Origin of the sequence: Caballeronia sp. (genome assembly GCF_049581465.1) — a bacterium.
Taxonomy (GTDB): Bacteria; Pseudomonadota; Gammaproteobacteria; order Burkholderiales; family Burkholderiaceae; genus Caballeronia.
The window spans coordinates 1-4,555 of the sequence record NZ_JBAUSA010000949.1; the positions used below are offsets into that span (position 1 = coordinate 1).

The 4,555-nt window shown below is 55.9% G+C and carries 3 protein-coding genes and 1 pseudogene; 1 reads left to right on the forward strand and 3 read right to left on the reverse strand.

Annotation, left to right across the window (positions count from 1 at the left end; genetic code table 11):
- Positions 1 to 1,154 (reverse strand): annotated as a pseudogene (locus tag WCA53_RS23270) (5-methyltetrahydropteroyltriglutamate--homocysteine S-methyltransferase); the annotation flags it as partial.
- A 135-nt stretch (positions 1,155 to 1,289) separates the two neighbouring features.
- Between WCA53_RS23270 and cobF the strand changes: the two are divergent.
- Complete coding sequence (gene cobF, locus WCA53_RS23275) at positions 1,290 to 2,057, forward strand: precorrin-6A synthase (deacetylating) (RefSeq protein WP_423916014.1); 768 nt, start codon at positions 1,290 to 1,292, stop codon at positions 2,055 to 2,057.
- A gap of 1,228 nt (positions 2,058 to 3,285) precedes the next feature.
- Here the strand turns inward: cobF and WCA53_RS23280 are convergent.
- Together WCA53_RS23280 and WCA53_RS23285 are read right to left on the reverse strand one after the other, a co-directional pair.
- Positions 3,286 to 3,966 carry a hypothetical protein gene (locus tag WCA53_RS23280; RefSeq protein ID WP_423916016.1) on the reverse strand — a complete coding sequence of 227 codons (681 nt, stop codon included), beginning with the start codon at positions 3,964 to 3,966 and terminating at the stop codon, positions 3,286 to 3,288.
- Between the two features lie 89 nt (positions 3,967 to 4,055).
- On the reverse strand, positions 4,056 to 4,555 hold a 500-nt coding region (locus tag WCA53_RS23285), incomplete at its 5' end, for a CHASE2 domain-containing protein (protein WP_423916018.1).

The following is a 4,555-nucleotide window of genomic DNA, read 5'->3' on the forward strand; positions in this document are numbered from 1 at the left end:
CTCGAGCTGCGCCGCGCGTCGAGCGCCCTATCCGCCGTTGCAAGCCCGGGCTCGGCCGCCGCAGGATCGCGTAGCGCGAGCGCAATGGTGCCAATTTCATCGAGCTTTTCAGTCGCGAATGCGAGCCACGACTTCACGTCGGAATTAAGCTTATTTTCTGAGGCAAGCGTGACCGGGACGTGCAGTAGTGAGCACGAGGGTGCGATCCAGAGGCGGTCACCGCGTTCTGCATGAAGCTCACGCAGCGATCCGGCTATTTCGCGCAGATCGGCACGCCAGATGTTCCGGCCATCGATAACGCCTGCTGACAGCACCTTGTCCGCCGGCAGCGCCTTACGCCACGTGTCAAGCTGTTCCGGTGCCCTGACCAGGTCGATATGCACCCCGTGGACCCGCAAGTTCGCGACGCGCGGAGCATGGTCGGCCGCTGTGTCGAAATACGTCGCCAGCATTACTTTGACACCCGACTCGCCCAGCATGTCGTACACGGCTGAGAACGCTTCGAGCCATTCATCGTCAAGGTCGAGACACAGCGCCGGCTCGTCGATCTGCACCCACTCGATACCGGATTGCTTGAGCTTGTCGAGAATGCGCATATAGCGGATCACGAGCTTGGGCAGCAGCGACAGCCGGTCAAAGCCGGCCACGTGGCTCTTGGAAAGCCACAGATACGTGATCGGTCCGATCAGGACGGGTTTCACCGGCAGGTTCAGTGCAAGCGCCTCGTCGATCTCGTCGAAGAACCAGTCGACCCCGCCATTGAATGTCGTGTCCGGTCCCAGTTCCGGCACGAGGTAGTGGTAATTGGTGTCGAACCACTTGGTCATTTCCATCGCCGGCTGCGCCTTGTTACCGCGCGCCAGTTCATAGTACTGGGCCAGCGACAGGGTCACGGGCTCGAACTCAAAGCGCTCGGGCAGCGCGCCCAGCAGCGCAGTCAGGTTCAGCATCTGGTCGTAGTAAGCGAAATCGCCTACCGTCACGAAATCCAGCTTCGCCGCGCGCTGCAGTGCCCAGTGATCGGCGCGCAGCTCCTTGGCGATGCTGCGTAGATAGGCATCGTCGGACTCGCCGCGCCAGAACGATTCCTGGGCGAACTTGAGTTCGCGATGCGCGCCGATGCGCGGAAAACCGTGTATGTGGGTGCGGGCCATAGCGGATCCTTAACTGAATGGCTCGCAGTTTGAAAGCCGCGCTAAGATTCATCAAGCGACATATTTTCATTGTCGTATGAGCCGCATTCATATCACAATCTTGTGCGGCGTCCGGCGTCCGCAGGAGTTCGCATCGTGAAGAGAATTCTAATCATTGGCATAGGTGCCGGAAATCCGGACTATATGACCGTGCAGGCAATCAAGGCGCTCAATCAGGTAGACGTGTTTTTCGTCATGGATAAAGGCCCCGCGAAGGAGAAGCTGGTTGCCTTGCGTAAAGAGATCATCGAACGGTTTATCGAGGGGGATAGCTATCGTATCGTCGAAGCGACGAGCCCCGAGCTTAGGCGTGACGACGGTGACTATAGGTCGACCGTAGACGAACTGAACCGCGATAAGCAGCTTATATTTGAACGCCTGATTGCAGACGAGATGAGCGAGGGGGAATGCGGCGCGTTTCTCGTCTGGGGTGATCCGTCGCTATACGACAGCACGATACGTATCGTGGAGGCGATCGTGAAAGGCGGAAGACATGTGTTCGACTATGAGGTCATTCCGGGCATCAGCAGTGTCCAGGCGCTAGCGGCCCGGCACAGGGTTCCGCTTAATCTTATCGGGCGCTCGGTAGAGATCACTAATGGGCGTGGGATCGCTGAGGGTTTTCCGAATAACGTGGACAGCGTGGTTGTCATGCTCGACTCGCAGGATAGCTACCGCAATCTTGCCGACGAGGATCTGGATATCTACTGGGGGGCGTATGTGGGGACGCCCGACGAGATCCTGATCTCGGGGAAACTGAGCGAGGTCATGGATGACATCGCGCGAGCCAGGGCTGAAGCGCGACGTAAGCATGGGTGGATTATGGATACGTATCTACTGCGTATGCGTGAGGGCGGAGAGTGAGCGATGACCGCTAGATGTTTGGAATGCTTGGCCTAAGGCTGAACTCTGATCTGATCGCCAAGGTCGTAACGTGGACAACGGCGACCGCATTGAGGCAAACGAATCATGCACGCGACCCAATGCCTATGTTAGGTACACGACGATCTTGCGGTGCTCATCAGGTTTGACTGATACGACTCGTCAAAGATGCATTTTTCAGAAACTGTGTGTAAAGACGGAGCTCGTTCAGGAGCTAAGATTATTGGAAAACACCCATCATCTATCAACACCCAAGCTTCCGATACTCAGCCTCAAGAGTCGCCCGCTTATCGTATTCTCGCAGCTCGTTTCGCGGTTTCCCATCCTGGCCATAACCTTGCACAACCACATTTTTACGTTCTGGGGAGGCAATGGCCTGGCTGATGGATGTGCTGAGTTCCAGGCACCGCCCGTGTGTCGACGTTGATGGAGATACGGACATTCCGCCATCGATGTTACGTGCCAAGGGCGATTTGTACTGGGTGGAAGATGATTCCGTTACCGCGACACTGCTGGCAATTTGAGCGCAAGCACACGCTGAAAATGTCAACAAACTCAGGAATGTGAAAATCATGCGCATACGACCGTCCGCAGTTGTCTATGAGGACTATTGAGACCTCGACTCAGTAAAATGGTTCTCTTGCGAGTTCTTGGTCCCCACTACAATTTTGGAAGGACCATAAAAAACACAATGTAAGTCGCTAGCACAACTTATATTGCTGCACTTTCGGACCAATCCTATAGTCGTTGAGTGTTTGGCAACCGATCACAGCCGGCCCCTACTACCGATTTAGATAGCCCACCAACCGTTACGATATCCCCTCACAGTCTGAGGATGATTATGTTCAAGTGCATCGTAGTTCTAATGGAGGGGTGGAATTGATACGAAAATCCTGGTGGCCAGGCACGTCCGTAATGTTGTAGGGGATCAATACCGCATTCCTGGCACCGTGGCCTCTCAGTCCCGGGCTTGGCGCGAACCTAGCTTCAAATGCCATGAAGCAAGCGCCTGCGGTGTTGGTAATGTGGGGGCGCTTCAATTTCGTCCCCGCGGTTGATACGCCCACTGGGCCGTGAAGGCCCGGAAAAAGGTCTATTCAGGTCCAATATGCGTCAGGATCATCCCGTCGAGCCGCTCGCAATGGAAAGCAGATACGAAATCACCGCATTTCAAGCCCATACGAGCGCCAGATGTCACGGAACGCCTCGTCTACGGCTGAACTCTGATCGCCACGCACTCCACCAGCGCGTTGACACCGACCGCCGATGTCACCTTGATGATGAAGTTGGGTTGAACAGCACGGTGTAACCGTTCGCATGCGTCTAGCTTCACGAGTGCGTCATCGTATTCGTTGGTTCCATCCTCGATGACCGCTATGTTGTCCACTACGTTGGCGACGTTAAAGCTATCGATGGAGCAGCGCGTCGTGCTCTCGAAGGTTATGGTCGTTCGTGTCTCGCCGAGCGATAGGCCGATGGTTAAGGCGCTCCCGGTCGCGGCAAGGATGTCTAGGTGCCAGTCACGAAAGTGGCCATGGTTCACAAGCTCGTCCTCGTCCCCACCGATGCGTTGGCGTCGCTCTGCAAGTGCCAGCGACGGCAACGACGACGGCAGTGGTGGGACTACGACAGGGTCGATCGGAGTCGCCGTCGAGGTCTGCAAGCGGTTGCGGAAATCTGGCCGCCTGCCCACGAGCGTCAGGATCGCCAATCCACCTAACTTTCTCGCTTCCTCGTCGCCAATGATTCCACCCGGCTGAGGCACAGGAAGGTCATCAACCGTCGCACGATCCAGGAACGGCTGGATGTTCGAACGGCGAAGCCACGTATAACGGAACACGTCGCGATTTTCGTCATAGTAGGTGACAAATGCATTGTCTTGGGTCGTCATTAGCGGCAGCCTAAGCAAGTTTGATAATTGCAACGACACCAACCTACCGCACTTTACGCACACTCCATCTCAAAAAACACACGCACCCCTCATTGCCCCTGCGTCGCTTCCGTCCTGCTCTGGTCAATCCCATGCAGCAACGCGGGTGACAAGAAACACCCCATCACCGCCGACAAGATAATAAATATCGATGCCGCATCGACCAGCAGTCCGAAATGAATAAAAATAAGAAAGCACAATAAAATATTCAGAAGATGCAGGAAGACGCCCAGCGTGGTGGCCCCCTTAGGAACCGCCCTTAGGAACACCGCAAACCGAGATTGTGTCTTCGGAACATACCAAATGATCAGCAGTCCGAATACCATGATGAAACCACTTTCCGCCCATTTCAGCCAAGTGGGCCGGCGCAGGAAACGTCCCTCAAAAATCGTCTCAATCACCTGCGCCTGAATTTCTATACCCGGCACCAGTTCCCCCAACGGGGTCGTGCGCATGTCAGTCACGCCCGCGCCAGTCAGCCCGACCAGCACCAGTTTGTTCCGGATGCGTTCGGGGTCGACCGTGCCCTGCAGAATATCGCGGGCCGACA

Coding starts and splice junctions, on each gene's coding strand:
- WCA53_RS23280 (WP_423916016.1), bottom strand. CDS start 3,966: ATGACGACCCAAGACAATGCATTTGTCACCTACTATGACGAAAATCGC.